This is a genomic window from Denitratimonas organivorans (genome assembly GCF_037478135.1).
In the GTDB taxonomy this organism is placed as follows: domain Bacteria; phylum Pseudomonadota; class Gammaproteobacteria; order Xanthomonadales; family Xanthomonadaceae; genus Denitratimonas.
Window position 1 is genome coordinate 271,435 of sequence record NZ_JBBHDV010000002.1, and the last position, 17,672, is coordinate 289,106.

The following is a 17,672-nucleotide window of genomic DNA, read 5'->3' on the forward strand; positions in this document are numbered from 1 at the left end:
TCATTCCATCCAACCAGACGCTCCGGCGTCGCACAAAGGTGGATCGCGTCGATGCGGTCCGTGTGTCCAACCGAGTAAACATCCAATGACAGAATCATTCGCAGAACTGTTCGAGCAGAGCGAAAAGCTTTCCAAGCTGAAGCCCGGCGCCATCGTGATCGGCACCGTGGTCGATGTGCGCAACGACGTGGTCGTGATCAATGCCGGACTCAAGTCCGAGGGCATCGTTCCGATCGAGCAGTTCCGTAACGAAGCCGGCGAAATCGACGTGGGCGTGGGCGACGAAATCAAGGTCGCACTCGACTCGCTGGAAAACGGCTTCGGCGAAACCGTGCTTTCGCGCGAGAAAGCCAAGCGCGCCATGGTGTGGGACGAGCTGGAAGAGGTCATGGAAGCCGGCGAAACCATCACCGGTCGCATCAGCGGCAAGGTCAAGGGCGGCTTCACCGTCGACATCAAGGACGTCCGTGCATTCCTGCCCGGTTCGCTGGTCGACGTTCGCCCGGTGCGCGATCCGGTCTACCTCGAAGGCAAGGAACTCGAGTTCAAGATCATCAAGCTGGACCGCAAGCGCAACAATGTCGTCGTCTCCCGCCGTGCGGTGGTCGAGAGCGAGCATTCGGAAGAGCGCGAGCAGCTGCTTGAGCGCCTGCAGGAAGGCGCGATCGTGGATGGCGTGGTCAAGAACCTCACCGATTACGGTGCGTTCGTGGACCTGGGCGGCATCGACGGCCTGCTGCACATCACCGACATGGCGTGGAAGCGCGTGCGCCATCCGTCCGAAGTGGTGGAAGTGGGCCAGGAAATGAAGGTCCGCGTGCTGAAGTTCGACCGCGAGCGCAACCGCGTGTCGCTCGGCCTCAAGCAGCTGGGCGAGGATCCGTGGGACAACATCGCACGTCGCTATCCGAGCGGTGCGCGCCTGTTCGGCAAGGTTTCCAACGTCACCGATTACGGCTGCTTCGTCGAGATCGAGCCGGGCGTGGAAGGCCTGGTGCACGTCTCGGAAATGGACTGGACCAACAAGAACGTCAATCCGTCCAAGGTCGTGCAGGTCAGCGACGAGGTCGAGGTCATGGTGCTGGATGTGGACGAGGAGCGTCGCCGCATCTCGCTGGGCATCAAGCAGACCCGCGCCAACCCGTGGGAAGCCTTCGCCGCGATCTACAAGAAGGGCGACAAGGTCTCCGGCCAGATCAAGTCGATCACCGACTTCGGTATCTTCGTCGGTCTGGAAGGCGGCATCGATGGTCTGGTGCACCTGTCCGACATCTCCTGGAACGCCACCGGCGAGGAAATCGTCCGCCAGTTCAAGAAGGGCGATGAAGTCGAGGCCGTGGTGCTGGCGGTGGACCCGGAGCGCGAGCGCATCAGCCTGGGCGTCAAGCAGCTTGAGCAGGATCCGTTCGGCCAGTACATGGCCGCCAATCCGAAGGGCACCATCGTCACCGGTACCGTCAAGGAAGTGGACGCCAAGGGCGCCACGGTTGAACTGGCCGAAGGCATCGAGGGCTACATCCGCGCCAACGACATCGCCAAGGAACGTGTCGAAGACGCGACCTTGCACCTGAAGGTCGGCGACAGCATCGAGGCCAAGTACATCGGTCTGGATCGCAAGGGCCGTACCCTGCAGCTGTCGATCCGCGCCAAGGACGACGCCGAGCTGGCCGAAACCCTGGCCGAGTACCAGAGCGCTTCGGGCGGCACCACCAAGCTGGGCGCGCTGCTGCGCGAGCAGCTGGGCAGCGGCAAGTCCGAGTAATACAGCGTTACATGTTGCACACAGCGTGGCCCGGCACGTGCCGGGCCACGTCTGTGATCTGTTACCCGCGGTTGGAGGCACACCATGACCAAGTCCGAACTCATCGAAGCTCTTGCCGCCCGGCAGGTGCATCTGAAATACGATGACGTGGACATGGCGGTGAAGACCCTGCTGGAACAGATGAGCGGTTCCCTGGCGATGGGCGAGCGCATCGAGGTGCGTGGTTTCGGCAGCTTCTCGCTGCATTTCCGTCCGCCGCGCATCGGGCGCAATCCGAAGACCGGTGAATCGGTCGCGCTGCCCGGCAAGCATGTGCCGCATTTCAAGCCCGGCAAGGAGCTGCGCGAACGCGTCAGCAACGTGGTGCCGCTGCCGGATTCGCGCAGCGCCGACTGAAGCTCCGCCACGCTGCCTGCGGGCCGTTCCGGCTTCGCACAAATCTGCTGTTCAAGTCCGTGCCGCAGTCACGTACTGCTGCACGTCCGGCCTGTGTGCATGACGGCCGGATGCGGGGCAACCCCTTTTCTCCATCTGCCGCTGCGCATTTCCATACGTTGATTCAGGCCGTTGCCGTGAAGACACTGGCCGCTTGTCCGTGTCAGACCCGCGCCATGCGTGACAGCTCCGCAGTGCGCTCATGTGCAGCGCTGATCGGCTAAGCTTGTCGGAGTATTTCTGGCAGGCAGGCCCATGCGTCCGGTATCGCTGATTCTTGCGCTGTTGTTTCTTCTGGCCGGCATCGCTTTCGGTGCTTTCAACTCCGCCGATGTGGCGCTGAATTTCTACTGGTGCCAGCTGACCTTGCCGCTGGGCGTGGCGCTGCTGGGCGCCTGCCTGATCGGTGCGCTGGCGGCCGGCCTGCTGCTCTGGCTCACGGTGATCTGGCCGCAGCGTCGCCGCCTGCGGGCGCTGTTGCGCAGCGCCGGTGATGGCCAGGCTGCCACCATGACGCATGCTCCTGTCGCCATGACGAACACGCCGGACGCCCATGAGTGAAGCGCTGCAAGCCGTCTGGTGGGTGCTGGCACTGTTGCCGGTGGCTGCGTTTTCCGGCTGGCTGATCGGTCGGCGCGGAGCCGAGCGCAGCGGCGGGCAGCGTGTCAGCCGGCTGTCGTCCAGCTATTTCCGTGGTCTGAACTTTCTTCTCAACGAGCAGCCGGACAAGGCGATCGAGGTGTTCCTGCAGATCGCCGAGGTGGACAAGGACACGGTCGAGACCCATTTCGCGCTGGGCAACCTGTTCCGGCGTCGCGGCGAGGTTGATCGCGCCATCCGCATCCACCAGAACCTGATCGAACGCCCGCATCTGAGCGAAGACCAGCGCATCCAGGCGGTGCTGGAACTGGGTGAGGATTTCATGCGCGCCGGCCTGCTGGATCGCGCCGAAGGGCTGTTCGCCGACCTGGTAAAAGTGCATGGCGGCGTTGCACCGAAGGCCTTGCGCCACCTGATTTCGATCTATCAGCTGGAACGCGACTGGCCCAAGGCGATCGAACATGCTCGCCAGTACGAGGCCGCGACCGGCGAGCCAATGGGCAAATTGCTGGCCCAGTTCCATTGCGAACTGGTCGAGATCGCCCGCACCAGCGGCGATGTCGAACAGGCGCGCACGCATCTGCGCGCAGCCTACGATGCCGACTCCCACAGCGCCCGTGCCGGCATCATCAGCGGACGCATGGCCTTGGCCGAAGGCGATGACGCGGCCGCGATCCGCGCCTTCGAACGCGTTGCCCGGCACGATGTGGACTATCTGCCCGAAGTGTTGCAATCGTTGCTGCAGGCTTGTGCGCGTACTGGTGAGCGTGGACGGCTGCGGGCTTTTCTGGCGGAAATGATCGAGCGCTTCCCGGGCGTGACACCGATGCTTGCACTGGCGCGGCTGATCGAACACGACGATGGCGTCGACGCCGCACGCCAGTTCCTGACCCGTCAGCTGCGCCGGCGTCCGTCGGTGCGCGGGCAGAAGGCGCTGATCGATCTGGGATTGGACGAATCGGCGGAAACTTCGCGCGACACCTTGCGCCTGCTGGGCGAGCTGAGTGAACAGCTGGTCGCCGGCGAGGCCGCCTACCGCTGCGGACACTGCGGTTTCGGCGCCCGCGCGCATCACTGGCAGTGCCCGAGTTGCAAGCGCTGGGACACGATCAAGCCGGTGCACGGCGCGTTCGGGGAATGAGCATGGGGCGGGCTGTCAGCGCAGGCCGGATGGGTCATGGATTCGCGAGGTTGCGGGTGCTTGATTTCCACCGACCTGGAGGGGGCGCGTCGGGCATGGGTGGCGGATTTGCATCGTTCGCCATCCGGCTGCATTTCGAATCGGCCCATACTTCCGGATGATACTGTTTCCCGCTCAAGCCGCGTGGCTGGTGCCGGCCGCGCTCGTGCTCAGTGTGCTGGCAAGCTGGGCCGCGCTGCGCTACGCGCGCTGGCGCCGGATGCTGGATCTGCCCGGCAGGCGTCGCAGCCATGCCGGTGTCATTCCGCGCGGCGGCGGTGCCGCGATCGTTCTGACGCTGTTGCTGGGCTTGCCGTGGCTGGGCTGGGGCGGGCAGGGCGTGCTGGCGGCTGCATTTGCCGTGGCCTTGCTGGCGGTGGCCGGCATCGGCTGGATGGATGACCACCGGCCGTTGTCGGCCCGGATGCGCTTGGCGGTGCATATGGCGGCTGCGGTGTTGTGTACTTTGGCCTTGCCGCTGGCGGTTGCCGAAGGTGCGCTCTGGTTGCAGGCCGTGCTGCTGCTGATCGGTGTGTTCTGGCTGAGCGGCTGCATCAATGCCTGGAACTTCATGGACGGCAGCAACGGCATGGTCACGATCCAGTGTGGCTGGCTGGGTCTGGCGTTGGCCGGGGTATTCGTGCAGATCGCGGGTGACGGCCAGTTGATGGCATGGCCGTGGGCGCTGCTGTCGCTGCTGCTGGCCAGTGCCTGTAGCGGGTTCCTGCCTTTCAATTTTCCACGTGCGACGATCTTTCTCGGCGACGTCGGCAGTGGCGCGCTGGGGCTGGTCTGCGGCGTGTTGCTGTGGGCCGCATGGGGGCTGTCTCCGAGCTGGTTCTGGTGCCTGCTGCTGCTGCCTTCGGCACTGCTGGTGGATGCCGGCCTGACGCTGGCCTGGCGCATCCTGTGTGGGCGGCGTTGGTACACTGCGCACCGTGAACACCTTTACCAGTGGCTGATCCGCGCCGGCGCAAGCCACGCGCAGGTGGCGCTGATGTACCTGGGCTGGAACCTGGCCGTTGTACTGCCGGCCTGCATCACGATCCGCCGCTGGCCGGCGTTGGCACCGCTGATCACGGTGCTGGTATTGGCACTGGCCGCCGCACTGTGGTGGTACGGCAAGCGTGGCGCCCGGCGCCGGGTACGCAATCGAGGATCGACCGGATGACCGTCAAATCGCTGATCGGAGGAATCCACCCGCGCCTGGCCGTGGTCATGCACGACCTGTTGATGGTCTGGCTGGCCTGGTACGTGGCCAATGTGCTGCGCTTTGCGATCGCGCCCGATGCCGCGCCGGTGCCACTGTTCGCTGCGGAACTGCCGGTGGTGATCGGCGCCCAGGCGCTGGTGTTCTGGTGGACCGGGCTGTATCGCGGCCTGTGGCGCTTCGCCAGCCTGCCGGACATCTGGAACATCGCCCGTGCGGCCGCCATCGGCGCGCTGACCGTCGCACTGACGGTATTTCTGGCCAATCGACTGGATGGCGTGCCGCGTGGCGTGTTGTTGCTGTATCCGGCTTTTCTGATGCTGTTCCTGTCCACGCCCCGATTGGCTTATCGGCGCTGGAAGGACAGTCGCTACGGTGGCACCGCGTCGCGCCTGCCGGTGCGGCGCGTACTGGTGCTGGGCGCCGGCAGTGCCGGTGAATCGTTGATCCGCGAACTGCGGCGCGAGAACCTGCTGCGCCCGGTCGGCATCCTGGACGACAACCGCGCCCTGCGCGGCTCCCGGATCCAGGGCGTACCGGTGCTGGGTTCGCTCGACCGGCTGCCGGAAATCGCACACGAAGTGGCTGCCGAAATGCTGCTGATCGCGATGCCCAGCATCAACAATCAGCAGATGCAGCGCGTGGTTGAATTGTGCGAAACCACGCACCTGCCGTTCCGCACCGTGCCGCGCCTGAAAGACGTGATCGAGGGCCGTTCGGCCTTCAACCAGCTCAAGGAGGTGGCAATCGATGACCTGCTCGGGCGCGATCCGGTTTCGCTGGACTGGACCGCGATCCGCACCGGCCTGACCGGGCGTCGGGTGCTGGTGTCCGGCGGTGGCGGTTCGATCGGTTCGGAACTGTGCCGCCAGGTCGCGCGCCTGGGAGTGGAATCGCTGTGCGTGGTGGAACTGTCCGAGTACAACCTGTACCGCATCGAACAGGAATTGCGCGCCGAGTTTCCCGAACTGATCCTCAATGCGGTGCTGGGCGATTGCGGCGACCCGGCCGTGGTCGAGCACGCGCTGTCGCTGGTGCGCCCGCAGGTGGTGTTCCACGCGGCCGCCTACAAGCACGTGCCGATGCTGCAGGAACAATCGCGCGAAGCGGTGCGTAACAACGTGCTGGCCACGCAGACCCTGGCACTGGCCGCGATTCGCCACCAGGTCGAAACCTTCGTGCTGATCTCCAGCGACAAGGCGGTCAATCCGACCAATGTCATGGGTGCCAGCAAGCGTATCGCCGAGATGGTCTGTCAATCGCTGGCGCGTGAGAGCACGACGCGCTTCATCACGGTGCGCTTCGGCAATGTGCTGGATTCGGCCGGCAGCGTGGTGCCGCTGTTCCGCGAGCAGATCCAGCGTGGTGGCCCGGTGACGGTGACTCATCCGGAAGTCACGCGCTACTTCATGACGATTCCCGAAGCCTGCCAGCTGATCCTGCAGGCCGCGGTGCTGGGCGATGGCGGTGAGATCTTCGCGCTGGACATGGGCGAGCCGGTACGCATCGCCTATCTGGCCGAACAGATGATCCGGCTGGCCGGAAAACAGCCCGAGCGTGATATCGCGATTGTCTTCACTGGCCTGCGTCCGGGTGAGAAGCTGTTTGAGGAGCTGTTCCACCCGCTGGAAAACTACCAGCCCACAGCGCACGCCAAGATCATGCTGGCGCAGCCGCGCGAGCTGTCCGGGGCGAGTCTGGAACAGGTGCTGCACCAGGCGCGCCAGGCGGTGCAGCGTTACGACCAGGCCGCACTGGAAGTGATGCTGCGGCAACTGGTGCCCGAATACACCCGCGAGGCATTGCCCCCGCAGGTGGTTTCCCTTCATCGCAACAGAAAAGGAACGGTGTGACCTCCAACGATTTCAAACATGTACGCAAAGCCGTTTTCCCCGTTGCCGGCCTCGGCACGCGTTTTCTGCCGGCCACCAAGACGGTGCCCAAGGAAATGCTGCCGGTGGTGGACCGGCCCCTGATCCAGTACGCCGTCGACGAAGCGATCGCCGCCGGCTGCGACACCCTGGTGTTCGTCACTAACCGCTACAAGCATGCGGTGGCGGACTATTTCGATACCGCCTACGAACTCGAGCAGCGGCTGGAGCGCAGCGGCAAGGACGAATTGCTGCAACTGGTGCGCGACGTGCTGCCGGCGCATGTGCGCGCGGTATTCGTGACCCAGGCCGAAGCGCGCGGCCTCGGCCATGCGGTGCTGTGCGCCAAACCGGTGATCGGCGATGAACCCTTCGCGGTGCTGCTGCCCGATGACCTGATCTGGTCCGATGGCCCAGGCGCGCTGGCGCAGATGCTGGAACTGGCACGCGCCCGCTCGGCCGGCGTGGTCGCGGTGCAGGATGTGCCGCGGGCACAGACCGGCAGCTACGGCATCGTCGATGTGCCGAGCTTTTCCGGCAGCTCCGGCCGGATCGAAGCGATGGTCGAAAAACCCAAGCCCGAGGTGGCCCCGAGCACCTTGGCCGTGGTTGGCCGTTATGTACTGCCGGCCCGTATTTTCGAACTGCTGGAAAACACCGAGCCGGGCAGCGGCGGCGAGATCCAGCTGACCGACGGCATCGCCGCGCTGCTGGACGAGATCCCGATGATGGCGCACCGCTTCCAGGGCCGCCGCTTCGACTGCGGCAGCCGCATCGGCCTGATCCAGGCCACGATCCAGTTCGCACTGGAACACGACGACTTGGCCGACGCAGCCCGTGCCTATATGCGGGCGGCGCTGGCGCAGGTGCAACCAGAGCAGACAGTGTGATCCACTCGTGCAGGCTCGGCGCCGCGGCCATCGTACTGATCGCAGGTTTGCTGTTGGCCTTGCCATGGTTGCGCGCGGGGCTGACGGAGAGGACCTATGGCGCCGCAGCCAACTGCGATGGTTGCCTGTATTGGGTCAGTCTCGGCAACGATGCCTGGCTGGCCGGCATCGGTCTGATCGTTCTGGCGCTGGGCCTCGTGCCGCAGTCGCGAGGATTGCGCACGCTGCTGGCGGCGTTGGCATTCGCGCTGGCGCTGGCGATGCTGGTCGATACCCTGCTGCTGGATCTGCTCAGCCTGCGCCTGCACATGGCCGACGTGCTGAAGTTCGGTGGAGAGGGGGAGGCGACAGCGGGCTTCCTCATGGCCGCGTTGCGGGGCGGGTATTGGCCGCTGTGGCTGGCACTGCTGATTGTGCTGGTGGTTGTTCTGCTGCTGGGGTTTGGCGCAGACAGGAAACCTCGCGTGGCAATGACCTTGGCACTACTGGCCGCCTGCATGTTGGCCGTTGGGCCGAAATTGGGGCATCTGGCCGAAGGCTATATTCACAGCGAAGGTGTGGTGAACCTGTTCCAGTTGCAGCGTATGCGTGGTGCCAACACACCTTATTCGGCGGAGTTTGCCCGTCGGTTGCTGGCCAAGCCAATGCCGGCCGCCGGACTTTGCGAAGCCGGGCAGAGGCGGCATCCGGATGTGTTGCTGGTAATTGCCGAATCACTCTCGGCCCATCACAGCGCATTGCTGGGTGGACATGATTTCCTTCCCGAGCTGGATGCCATCGCGCGCGACAACACCTGGTTTACAGCCTTCCATGCCAATGGTTTCACCACCGATCACGGTCTGATCGCACTGCTGGACGGGCGGGCACCGATACCAGCGGTCGGGCGCTACTTGAGCCTGCACGCGTTTGCCGGTTTCGGGGATCCGGAGCGCTCCGTGGCCGGAGTATTGCGTCCAGCAGGATACTGGACCGGTTTTTTTACCACCGGCAATCTCAGTTTCCTCGACAAGACCAGCTGGTTGCGTCGCATGCAGCTGGACCATTTCGAAGGCTCGGAGAGCCCTTACTACAACGGCATGCCGCGTGGTGGCTTCGATGCTGCCGCCGATGAGGCACTTTTCGGAAGATTCCTGCTGTGGCTGGATCAGGAGCGTGATCCGGCCAGACCCTTTTTTGCGGCGCTGCTGACGGTCGATACCCATCCACCCTTCCTGGATCGTGAAACCGGGAAGCTCGACGAGGAGACCGTTTTTCGACGTGCCGATGCCGCGCTTGGTGATTTGCATCGACAACTTGCCGAACGCAACTTCTTCGACCACGGCATCCTGCTGGTCACTGGCGATCATCGCAGCATGACAGCGGTGCAACCGGACGAATGGCTGCGTCATGGCGACAGCGCATTGGCCCGGGTGCCGATGGTTGTTGCCGGTGCCAGCGGCCTGCCAGACGGTCCGGTGGCAGGAGCGTTCCAGCAGACCGATCTGCGACCGTCGCTGGCGCAACTCGTGGCCGAAGGAGAAGTCTGCCGTACCACGGCGCAGGGCACCTTCTTGCGGTCTGATCCGCAGCCTGCCGGCCATGTGATCCACGCGCGTGGCGACCGGCGCGGGCGGATTGACGTCTATTACCAGGAGGGCACAGGCTGGATCGATCTGGCTGGTGATGCCAGCCGCATCGGCGGGATCCTGCCGCAACGTACCGCAGTGATCGCCGAGGCGGTGCACCGTGACCGCATCGAACGCGGTGAACTTCCGCAGGACATGTCTCCGTTGCTGATGGACCTGTCCCGCGAGCGCATGGAACAGGCTCAAGGTATGCAATGAGTGGTGCGGAAGAGCGAATGATGGCAGCCAAAGGCGACAGCGCCTGGATGCGCGAGGCGCTGGCGGTGGCCGAGCGTGCGCGGCGCGAGGACGACGAGATTCCGGTCGGTGCGGTGCTGGTCGATGCGCAGGGAAATCTGCTGGCTACCGGCAGCAATCGCACCATCGCTGAGCATGATCCCAGTGCGCATGCCGAGATCGTCGCGCTGCGTGCGGCTGGCAGGGTATTGGGCAATTACCGGCTGGAAGGCTGCACCCTTTACGTGACGCTGGAACCGTGCGCGATGTGTGCGATGGCGCTGGTGCACGCACGCATCTCGCGGCTGGTCTATGGCGCAGCCAACCCCAAGGCCGGGGCCTGTGGCAGCGTGTTCGATCTGCTGCGCGATCCACGCCACAACCACCGTGTCATCGTCGATGGCGGCGTGCTGGCCGAAGAGGCCGGCGCGAGGCTGTCGGCGTATTTCCGAGAGAAGCGCCAGCGCGCGCGGTAAGGAAAAGGCCGGTTCTGGAAGCGGTGCAATGCTGCCCGGACATGTGCGGGCAGCGCTCCGGTATCATTTCCGGTTTTCCCACGCGGTACCGCCATGAGTCTTGTTCGCGACGACCATCTGATCTGGATCGACCTGGAAATGACCGGGCTGGACCCGGACAACGACAGCATCATCGAGATCGCCACGCTGGTCACCGACGCACAACTCAATGTGCTGGCCGAAGGCCCGGAACTTGCGATCCACCATCCGCTGCAACGCCTGGAAGCGATGGATGACTGGAATCGCCGCACCCATCGCGGCAGCGGCCTGTGGGATCGGGTGCTGGCTTCGGATGTGGACATGCGCGAAGCACAACGCCGCACGCTGGACTTCCTCGCAGCCTGGGTGCCGGCGGGAAAATCACCGATGTGCGGCAACTCGATCTGCCAGGACAGGCGCTTCCTGTACCGGCTGATGCCGGAACTGGAACGCTATTTCCACTACCGCAACCTGGATGTTTCCACGCTCAAGGAACTGGCCCGGCGCTGGGCGCCGCAGGTGCATGCCGGGGTGAGCAAGAACGGCGCGCATACCGCGCTGGCCGACGCACGCGAATCGGTGGCCGAACTGCGCTACTACCGCGATTTCATGGGTGTGCTGGGCGGGCGCTAGCCGCGCCGTTCACACCGCCTGCATTCGCCACGACGGGCGGCGCCAGCAGATGGCGTGATGGAAGCGCCGGCGCCGGATGCAGTTCGATGCAGTCCACCGGGCAGGGCGGGATGCATAGTTCGCAGCCGGTGCACAGATCCTCGACCACGGTATGCATCAGCTTGGCGGCGCCGACGATGGCATCCACCGGGCAGGCCTGGATGCACTTGGTACAGCCGATGCATTCGTCTTCGCGGATGAAGGCCAGATGCAGCGGTTTTTCCACACCACACTCCGGATCCAGAGCGATCACCGGTTGCTCCAGCAACGTTGCCAGACGCTCAATGCCGCGTGTGCCGCCAGGCGGGCAGCGGTTGATCCGTGCCTGCCCTTCAGCCAGCGCCTGCGCATAGGGGCGGCAACCGCCGAAGCCGCATTGCCCGCACTGGGTCTGTGGCAGCAGCTCATCGATGCGCTCCACCAGCGGTGCTTGCGGAGCCGATGATGCCGGCGCCGGAAATCCGGCGCGTAGCAGCCAGGCCGCAGCGGCCAGCATGGCGCAGGCCAGCACGATGCTCACCATGGCGGCAGCATTCCGGCCAAGGTCAGCGCCAGCACGGCGCCGCCCAGCAGGCGCAGCGGAAAGCCGCGCATGTTCGCCGGCACGTGGCCGCTTTCCAGTTGTCTGGAAAGCGCGGCCTGCGCCGGCAGCCCGATTGAAAACACCCATGCCAGCACGCAGCCGGACAGCAGCCAATGCAGTGGAGCGGAAACCGGCAACAGGCCGTAAAGCAGGGCTGCCGCCAGCGTCATCAGGCTGGCGCCGACCAGCGGCTGCAGCAATGCGCGAAGACTGTGCGAGTGACCGCCATGCCGCATCTGGAGCATGGCCGGCACCAGCGCCGTGGACAGGATCGCGGCAAGTGCGGTGGGCAGCGGATGCCAGTCAGGAAACAGCCACGACACGCCAGCTGCCAGCACCGCCTGCACCAGCAGCAAGGCGATGCCGAACCGTGCAATGGCGGCCGTATCGGGTGTGTTGTTCTGTGCCGCGCCGTCTTTTTTCCGGCCGCCCGCAGCCGCCAGCAGCGCCAGCACGATCATGATCGCCGCGATGCCGGGCAGCGGTGTCATCGGATCATTTCACCGGCATGCCGGCCTGTACGCCGGCATCCACGTCCAGCAGGAACAGCTCGGCGCCACCGCTGCCGGCCGACAGGATCATCCCTTCACTGATGCCGAAGCGCATCTTGCGCGGTGCCAGATTGGCGACGAACACCACATGCCGGCCGACGAGCTTTTCCGGTTCGCCATAGGCGGCGCGGATGCCGGAGAAGATCTGGCGCGTGCCCAGTTCGCCGGCATCCAGTTCGAAGCGCAGCAGCTTGTCGGAGCCTTCCACGAACTCGCAGGCGATCACCTTGCCGATGCGCAGGTCGAGTTTGGCGAAATCATCGATGCCGATGACGGGACTGGGGAGTGGGGAATCGGGAATAGGAGAGGTGGGCGCTGCGCTTTTCGTTGCAGCCGCAGTGGGCTGCAAGGATTCCTTGCTCGCTTCGACCATGGCCTCAACCTGTTTCGGATCCACTCGCGTCAGCAGCGCCTGATAAGGCTCGATGGCATGGCCGAGCAGCGGCTGGGCCAGGTCGTCGAAACCGCGCAGAGGCGAATTCAGGAAGGCCTCGGCGCGGCGCGCGGTGTCCGGTAGCACCGGCGCCAGAATGCCGGCAATCAGGCGGAACAGGTTGATCGCCAGCGTCGCCACCGCGTGCAGTTCGGCATCGCGTGCCGGGTCCTTGGCGATGTTCCATGGCGCCATTTCCGCGATCCATTCGTTGGCCGCATCGGCCTCGGCCATGGTGCGGGTCAGTACCTGGATCAGGTTGTCGCGCGCATAGCCGCCGTTGTCGCCGAGGCAGGCGGTGGCCAGGCGCTGCCAGGCCGCGTCATAGCGTTCGCGCAGCTCCGGCGCGAGCGTGGCGGCGAGCTTTCCGTCGAAGCGTTTGGCGATGAAGCCGGCGCAACGGCTGGCGATATTGACGAACTTGCCGACCAGATCCGAATTCACCCGCTGCACGAAATCGGCCAGGTTCAGATCCAGATCGTCGACGCTGCCGGCGGTCTTGGCGGCGAAGTAGTAGCGCAGGTATTCGGGATTCAGGCCGGCATCCAGATAGGTGCGCGCCATGATGAAGGTGCCGCGCGACTTGCTCATCTTGGCGCCGTTCACCGTCAGATAGCCGTTCACGTGCAGCCGTGAAGGCACGACAAAGCCCGAACCCTTCAGCATCGCCGGCCAGAACAGGCCATGGAAATTGATGATGTCCTTGCCGATGAAGTGGTGCATCGTGGCACCGCCTTGCGGTGTGAGCAGCGCATCGAAACGTGGCACATCCAGCCCGAGCGCGCGGCCCTTGTCGCTGCCGCACAGCGCCTTGAAGCTGGCGAAATAGCCGATCGGCGCATCCAGCCAGACATAGAAGAACTTGCCCGGCGCATCGGGGATCGGGAAACCGAAGTAGGGCGCATCGCGTGAGATGTCCCAGTCGCGCAGGCCGCCATCGACCCATTCGGCCAGCTTGGCCTTGACCGCCGGATGGGCCACATCGCCGGCCAGCCAGTCGCGCAGGAAGGCTTCGAACTTGCCCAGCTCGAAGAAGTAATGCTCCGATTCGCGCAGCTCCGGGGTGGTGCCGGACATCGCCGACACCGGGTTCTTCAGATCGGTTGCGGCGTAGGCCTTGCCGCAGACCTCGCAGTTGTCGCCGTATTGATCGGCCGCGTTGCAGTTCGGGCACTCGCCCTTGACGTAGCGGTCCGGCAGGAACATGCCCTTGACCGGATCGTAGAGTTGCTCAATCGAGCGCCGTGCGATGACCGATTCCGGCCAGTGCGTGGCATCGCGCAGGCGGGTGTAGATCATCGCCGCCAGCTCGCGGTTCTCGTCCGAATGGGTGGAGTGGTAGTGGTCGAAATCCACCAGGAACTGCGCAAAGTCGCGTTCGTGCCCGGCCTGGATGTCGCGGATGAAATCCTCCGGCGCAACCCCGGCCTTTTCGGCTGCGAGCATGATCGGCGTGCCATGCGCATCGTCGGCACAGACGAAAAACGCCTCGCGCCCCATCATGCGCTGCGCCCGCACCCAGATGTCGCCCTGGATGTAGCCCACCAGATGGCCGAGGTGCAGCGGGCCGTTGGCATAGGGCAGGGCGCAGGTGACGAGGAGTGGGGTGTGGGTGGTCATGGCGGCAGCGATTTTTTCGGGCAGCCGGTGATTATCCCAGAATCGTGCCACGATCAGGCAGCCGGGTGAGGGGCAGGGCCCAGCCGCTACAATTGCTGGCCTCGGGCGCACTTCGCGCCTTCACCGGTTGCAGTGCCATGTCCATCAGCGAAGAACACGTCCGCCAGTTGCTTGCTCGGGTCAATGATCCCAACACCGGCCAGGATCTGGTCGCCAGCGGCCAGGTGCGCGGCATCGGCATCGATGGCGGCAAGGTGGCGGTGGAGCTGGTGCTGGGCTACCCGGCGAAAAGTTGGCATGCGGCGCTGGCGGAAATGGCCGAAGCCGCGCTACGCATCGATCCGGCGATCCTGGGCGCAAGCGTTTCGGTGACCTCGCGGGTGCAGGCGCATCGGGTGCAACAGCAGCTGAGCCCGCTGCCGGGCGTGAAGAACATCATCGCCGTGGCCTCGGGCAAGGGCGGCGTCGGCAAATCCACCACTTCGACCAATCTGGCGCTGGCGCTGGTGGCTGAAGGCGCCCGCGTGGGCATCCTGGATGCCGACATCTACGGTCCCAGCATTCCGCGCATGCTGGGCCTGTCCGGTCGCCCGGAAAGCCCGGACGGCAAGCGCATCATCCCGATGCGGGCGCATGGCGTTCAGACGATGTCGATCGGTTTCCTGATCGAGGAAGATACGCCGATGATCTGGCGCGGACCGATGACCACGCAGGCGCTGCAGCAGATGCTGTCCGACACCATGTGGGACGATCTGGACTATCTGATCATCGACCTGCCGCCGGGCACCGGCGACATCCAGCTCACGCTGTGCCAGCGGGTGCCTCTGTCGGCCGCGTTGATCGTCACCACACCCCAGGACATCGCCCTGCTGGATGCGCGCAAGGGGCTGAAAATGTTCGAAAAGGTCGAAGTGCCGGTGCTGGGCATCGTGGAGAACATGGCGGTCCATGTGTGTTCCAACTGCGGCCATGCCGAGCACATCTTCGGCAGTGGTGGCGGGGCGCGCATGTCCGAGCAGTACGACGTGCCGCTGCTGGGTTCGCTGCCGCTGGACATCCGCATCCGCGAACAGGCCGATGGCGGCATGCCCACCGTCGCGGCGCAGCCGGATTCGGCTCTGGCCGCCGCTTACCGCGACATCGCGCGCAAGGCCAGCGGCCGACTCTCGCTGCGCGCCCGCAACAAGGCCATCGCCTTTCCCAACATCGTGGTGCAGAACACCTGAGTGTGTGCGGGGCGGGATACTTCACAAGCGGCATGCGCCCGGATGCCGTGCTGTGTAGACGTGATGCGGGCAGGGTTGCGGGGGGTGTCGGCGGCGCACGTTTGCCGTGCCGATATACTGATTGTCCCTGACAATCTGTCGCTGCCGGACCTGCCCATGTCACGCACCGTTTTCTTTCGCCTCGCACAGATTCTCCCGTTGCTGATCTGTGCCGCAGCCATGCTTGCCGGCCCTGTGTTGGCTCGTGAACCGGTACCTATCGAGCTGTTGGCCCGTGTGCCGGAGATCCAGTCGGTATCGATGAGCACCGATGGCAAGAATCTGGTGGCTTTGGTAGTCGCGCCCGGCTCCAAGCATCAGGAAACCGCTCTGGCCACCTGGGACATGGACAATCTGGATGCAGGTCCGGTAGTCACGCCATCCGGCGACAGGATGAAGTTCATCGCCGCCAATGCAATGAAGGCTGATCGCATCCTGGTCATCGCGCGCCAGGAGTGGAGCGGGCAGCTGGGTGGTTGCGGTGAAGGTCGCACCACCGGTTCCACCCGCACCTTCGTGACCAAGGCCTACCTCACCGATACCGGACACAAGAAGTTCGGTGAGGCCTTCGCCGACAACACGCGTCGGATCGGGGTCGGTGAAGATATCCAGCGCTGCCTGGAAATCGCTGGAACCGCTTCGCTGGTCAGTACCCTGCCACTGGATCCGGACCGGGTCATCATCCAGCAGATGAACAGCATGACGCTGTCTGGCAACTACTACCTTTACAACCTGCGCAATGGTGAAACCGAGTTGCTGTTCAAATCCGGTGGCCGCACCACGCCGGGCCTGTTCAATCCGCGTGACGGCAGGGTGTTGACCCGCTACGAGCTGGAGCCGGCCGGCCCGGGGGAATACGAGCAGCGCGTGCTGATCCGCAACCCGGAAAGCGGCGAGTTCGAGGAGCATCCAGAGCTGACTCGGAAGATCAGCGAGCGCTACACCGTGAACATCGCCGGCATTGATGAAGCCAGCGGCAAGTACTACGTGCTGACCGACATGTTTTCCGACCATGTGCAGGCCCGGTTCTACGACCCGGCCACGCGCAAGTTCGAGGCCGAAGCGCTGCTGGCGCATCCGCATTTCGACATCGGCGGCCTGATCCTGGGCAGCCAGCCGAGCAACTTCAACCAGGTGGTCGGCTTCCATGTGGATGCCGCGCAGCGTGAGTTCACCTATGTCGATCCGGCGCTGAAGGCGGTCCACGACCTGCTGCAGAAGGCCTATCCGGGCCAGAGCGTCTATCTCAACAATTACAACAATGACCATTCGCGCGTGCTGTTCACCACTACCAGCCCGCGCCATCCGCCGGCTTATCACCTGCTGCTGGACCGCAGTCGTGTTGTCAGCCTCGGCAGTCAGCGTCCGGAGATCAAGCCGGAAAGCATTGGTGAACAGCGCTGGGTCACCTACAGCGCGCGTGACGGCATGAAGATTCCGGCGCTGCTGGATCTGCCGGCCGGCTGGAAAAAGGAAGACGGCCCCCTGCCCACCATCATCCACCCGCATGGTGGCCCCTGGGCGCGCGACATGGGCGGTTGGGATGGCAGCGGATGGGTACCGATGCTGACGTCGCGCGGCTACGCCGTGCTGCGTCCCCAATACCGCGGATCGGCCGGTCTGGGGCGCGAGCTGTGGCTGGCCGGTGATGCCGAGTGGGGGCAGAAGATGCAGGACGACAAGGACGATGGCGCGGCATGGCTGGTGCAGCAGGGGATCGCCGACAAGGATCGGATCGCTATCTTCGGTTATTCCTATGGGGGCTTCGCTGCGGCTGCGGCGGTGGTGCGCCCAGACAGTCCGTACCAGTGTGCGATCTCCGGTGCGCCGGTCACCGATTTGACCAAGCTGGGCCGCAGTTGGAGCGAGAACCGGCTGCAGCGCATCCTGCAGGGACGCACCCTCAAGGGCATGGACCCGATGCGCAATGCCGAGACGGCCAATATCCCGGTGCTGTTGTTCGTCGGTGACCGTGATGTGCGCACGCCGTCGTTCCATGCGCGTGACTTCTATCGCAAGGTGCGTGACAAGGTGCCGGCCAGGTTCGAGCTGATCCCGGACATGCCGCACAGCATGCCGTGGTACTACCGGCATCAGAAGACCACGCTGGAGCTGATCGAGAACTACCTGGCGAAGGACTGCGGTCCCCGAGGGCTGTAAGCCGCATCAGGGTGTTTCCGATCTGATGCTGGAGTATTCAGCGGGCCTTGACAGATCATTGTTGCGATAACGTTAAGCCAACGGTAGTATTGCTTAACGATGTCA

At 64.5% G+C, this 17,672-nt stretch carries 15 protein-coding genes; 12 read left to right on the forward strand and 3 right to left on the reverse strand.

Annotated features, from left to right (window positions below):
- Nucleotides 1-85: 85 nt before the first annotated feature.
- From rpsA to orn, 10 genes are all read left to right on the forward strand, one after another.
- Nucleotides 86-1,762, forward strand: coding sequence for a 30S ribosomal protein S1 (gene rpsA, locus WDB66_RS03535; RefSeq protein WP_339397160.1), 1,677 nt, complete (start codon nucleotides 86-88; stop codon nucleotides 1,760-1,762).
- Nucleotides 1,763-1,846: 84 nt separating this feature from the next.
- Nucleotides 1,847-2,158: an integration host factor subunit beta gene (locus WDB66_RS03540; protein ID WP_339397161.1), complete on the forward strand. Its 312-nt coding sequence runs from the start codon at nucleotides 1,847-1,849 to the stop codon at nucleotides 2,156-2,158.
- A 294-nt stretch (nucleotides 2,159-2,452) separates the two neighbouring features.
- Nucleotides 2,453-2,758: a lipopolysaccharide assembly protein LapA domain-containing protein gene (locus tag WDB66_RS03545; RefSeq protein WP_339397162.1), complete on the forward strand. Its 306-nt coding sequence runs from the start codon at nucleotides 2,453-2,455 to the stop codon at nucleotides 2,756-2,758.
- Nucleotides 2,751-3,938, forward strand: coding sequence for a lipopolysaccharide assembly protein LapB (gene lapB, locus WDB66_RS03550; RefSeq protein WP_339397163.1), 1,188 nt, complete (start codon nucleotides 2,751-2,753; stop codon nucleotides 3,936-3,938). The genes WDB66_RS03545 and lapB overlap by 8 nt, the downstream gene beginning before the upstream one ends.
- Before the next feature lie 157 nt (nucleotides 3,939-4,095).
- Complete coding sequence (locus WDB66_RS03555; RefSeq protein WP_339397164.1) at nucleotides 4,096-5,148, forward strand: MraY family glycosyltransferase; 1,053 nt, start codon at nucleotides 4,096-4,098, stop codon at nucleotides 5,146-5,148.
- Nucleotides 5,145-7,040 (forward strand): polysaccharide biosynthesis protein, encoded by a 1,896-nt coding sequence (locus tag WDB66_RS03560; RefSeq protein ID WP_339397165.1) that lies wholly within the window; start codon nucleotides 5,145-5,147, stop codon nucleotides 7,038-7,040. Before WDB66_RS03555 ends, WDB66_RS03560 begins: the two co-directional genes overlap by 4 nt.
- Nucleotides 7,037-7,948 carry a UTP--glucose-1-phosphate uridylyltransferase GalU gene (gene galU, locus WDB66_RS03565; RefSeq protein ID WP_339397166.1) on the forward strand — a complete coding sequence of 304 codons (912 nt, stop codon included), beginning with the start codon at nucleotides 7,037-7,039 and terminating at the stop codon, nucleotides 7,946-7,948. Before WDB66_RS03560 ends, galU begins: the two co-directional genes overlap by 4 nt.
- The gene (locus tag WDB66_RS03570) at nucleotides 7,945-9,771 is read left to right on the forward strand and encodes an LTA synthase family protein (RefSeq protein ID WP_339397167.1); all 1,827 of its coding nucleotides are present in this window, start codon (nucleotides 7,945-7,947) and stop codon (nucleotides 9,769-9,771) included. Before galU ends, WDB66_RS03570 begins: the two co-directional genes overlap by 4 nt.
- Before the next feature lie 17 nt (nucleotides 9,772-9,788).
- Nucleotides 9,789-10,265, forward strand: coding sequence for a tRNA adenosine(34) deaminase TadA (tadA, locus tag WDB66_RS03575; protein WP_339397168.1), 477 nt, complete (start codon nucleotides 9,789-9,791; stop codon nucleotides 10,263-10,265).
- A 93-nt stretch (nucleotides 10,266-10,358) separates the two neighbouring features.
- The gene (gene orn, locus WDB66_RS03580) at nucleotides 10,359-10,916 is read left to right on the forward strand and encodes an oligoribonuclease (RefSeq protein WP_339397169.1); all 558 of its coding nucleotides are present in this window, start codon (nucleotides 10,359-10,361) and stop codon (nucleotides 10,914-10,916) included.
- Here the strand turns inward: orn and rsxB are convergent.
- Genes rsxB through metG form a run of 3 tightly spaced genes read right to left on the reverse strand, consistent with a single transcriptional unit; the run spans nucleotide 10,891 to nucleotide 14,253 of the window.
- Nucleotides 10,891-11,478: an electron transport complex subunit RsxB gene (rsxB, locus tag WDB66_RS03585; protein WP_339397170.1), complete on the reverse strand. Its 588-nt coding sequence runs from the start codon at nucleotides 11,476-11,478 to the stop codon at nucleotides 10,891-10,893. The two genes, orn and rsxB, sit on opposite strands and share 26 nt — an antisense overlap.
- Nucleotides 11,472-12,029 carry a hypothetical protein gene (locus tag WDB66_RS03590; protein WP_339397171.1) on the reverse strand — a complete coding sequence of 186 codons (558 nt, stop codon included), beginning with the start codon at nucleotides 12,027-12,029 and terminating at the stop codon, nucleotides 11,472-11,474. The genes rsxB and WDB66_RS03590 overlap by 7 nt, the downstream gene beginning before the upstream one ends.
- 4 nt (nucleotides 12,030-12,033) lie before the next feature.
- Nucleotides 12,034-14,253, reverse strand: coding sequence for a methionine--tRNA ligase (metG, locus tag WDB66_RS03595; RefSeq protein ID WP_339397172.1), 2,220 nt, complete (start codon nucleotides 14,251-14,253; stop codon nucleotides 12,034-12,036).
- A gap of 26 nt (nucleotides 14,254-14,279) precedes the next feature.
- On the opposite strand from metG, the gene apbC reads away from it, so the two are divergent.
- Nucleotides 14,280-15,368, forward strand: coding sequence for an iron-sulfur cluster carrier protein ApbC (gene apbC, locus WDB66_RS03600; protein WP_339397173.1), 1,089 nt, complete (start codon nucleotides 14,280-14,282; stop codon nucleotides 15,366-15,368).
- A gap of 156 nt (nucleotides 15,369-15,524) precedes the next feature.
- A complete protein-coding gene (locus WDB66_RS03605; protein ID WP_339397174.1) occupies nucleotides 15,525-17,567 on the forward strand; it encodes an alpha/beta hydrolase family protein in 2,043 nt (680 codons plus the stop codon).
- The last annotated feature ends 105 nt before the right edge of the window (nucleotides 17,568-17,672 follow it).

Excerpts from the sequence above, each read along its gene's own strand:
- rpsA (WP_339397160.1), top strand. The coding sequence starts at position 86 with ATGACAGAATCATTCGCAGAACTGTTCGAGCAGAGCGAAAAGCTTTCC.
- WDB66_RS03540 (WP_339397161.1), top strand. The coding sequence starts at position 1,847 with ATGACCAAGTCCGAACTCATCGAAGCTCTTGCCGCCCGGCAGGTGCAT.
- WDB66_RS03545 (WP_339397162.1), top strand. The coding sequence starts at position 2,453 with ATGCGTCCGGTATCGCTGATTCTTGCGCTGTTGTTTCTTCTGGCCGGC.
- lapB (WP_339397163.1), top strand. The coding sequence starts at position 2,751 with ATGAGTGAAGCGCTGCAAGCCGTCTGGTGGGTGCTGGCACTGTTGCCG.
- WDB66_RS03555 (WP_339397164.1), top strand. The coding sequence starts at position 4,096 with ATGATACTGTTTCCCGCTCAAGCCGCGTGGCTGGTGCCGGCCGCGCTC.
- WDB66_RS03560 (WP_339397165.1), top strand. The coding sequence starts at position 5,145 with ATGACCGTCAAATCGCTGATCGGAGGAATCCACCCGCGCCTGGCCGTG.
- tadA (WP_339397168.1), top strand. The coding sequence starts at position 9,789 with ATGATGGCAGCCAAAGGCGACAGCGCCTGGATGCGCGAGGCGCTGGCG.
- orn (WP_339397169.1), top strand. The coding sequence starts at position 10,359 with ATGAGTCTTGTTCGCGACGACCATCTGATCTGGATCGACCTGGAAATG.
- rsxB (WP_339397170.1), bottom strand. The coding sequence starts at position 11,478 with ATGGTGAGCATCGTGCTGGCCTGCGCCATGCTGGCCGCTGCGGCCTGG.
- WDB66_RS03590 (WP_339397171.1), bottom strand. The coding sequence starts at position 12,029 with ATGACACCGCTGCCCGGCATCGCGGCGATCATGATCGTGCTGGCGCTG.
- apbC (WP_339397173.1), top strand. The coding sequence starts at position 14,280 with ATGTCCATCAGCGAAGAACACGTCCGCCAGTTGCTTGCTCGGGTCAAT.
- WDB66_RS03605 (WP_339397174.1), top strand. The coding sequence starts at position 15,525 with ATGTCACGCACCGTTTTCTTTCGCCTCGCACAGATTCTCCCGTTGCTG.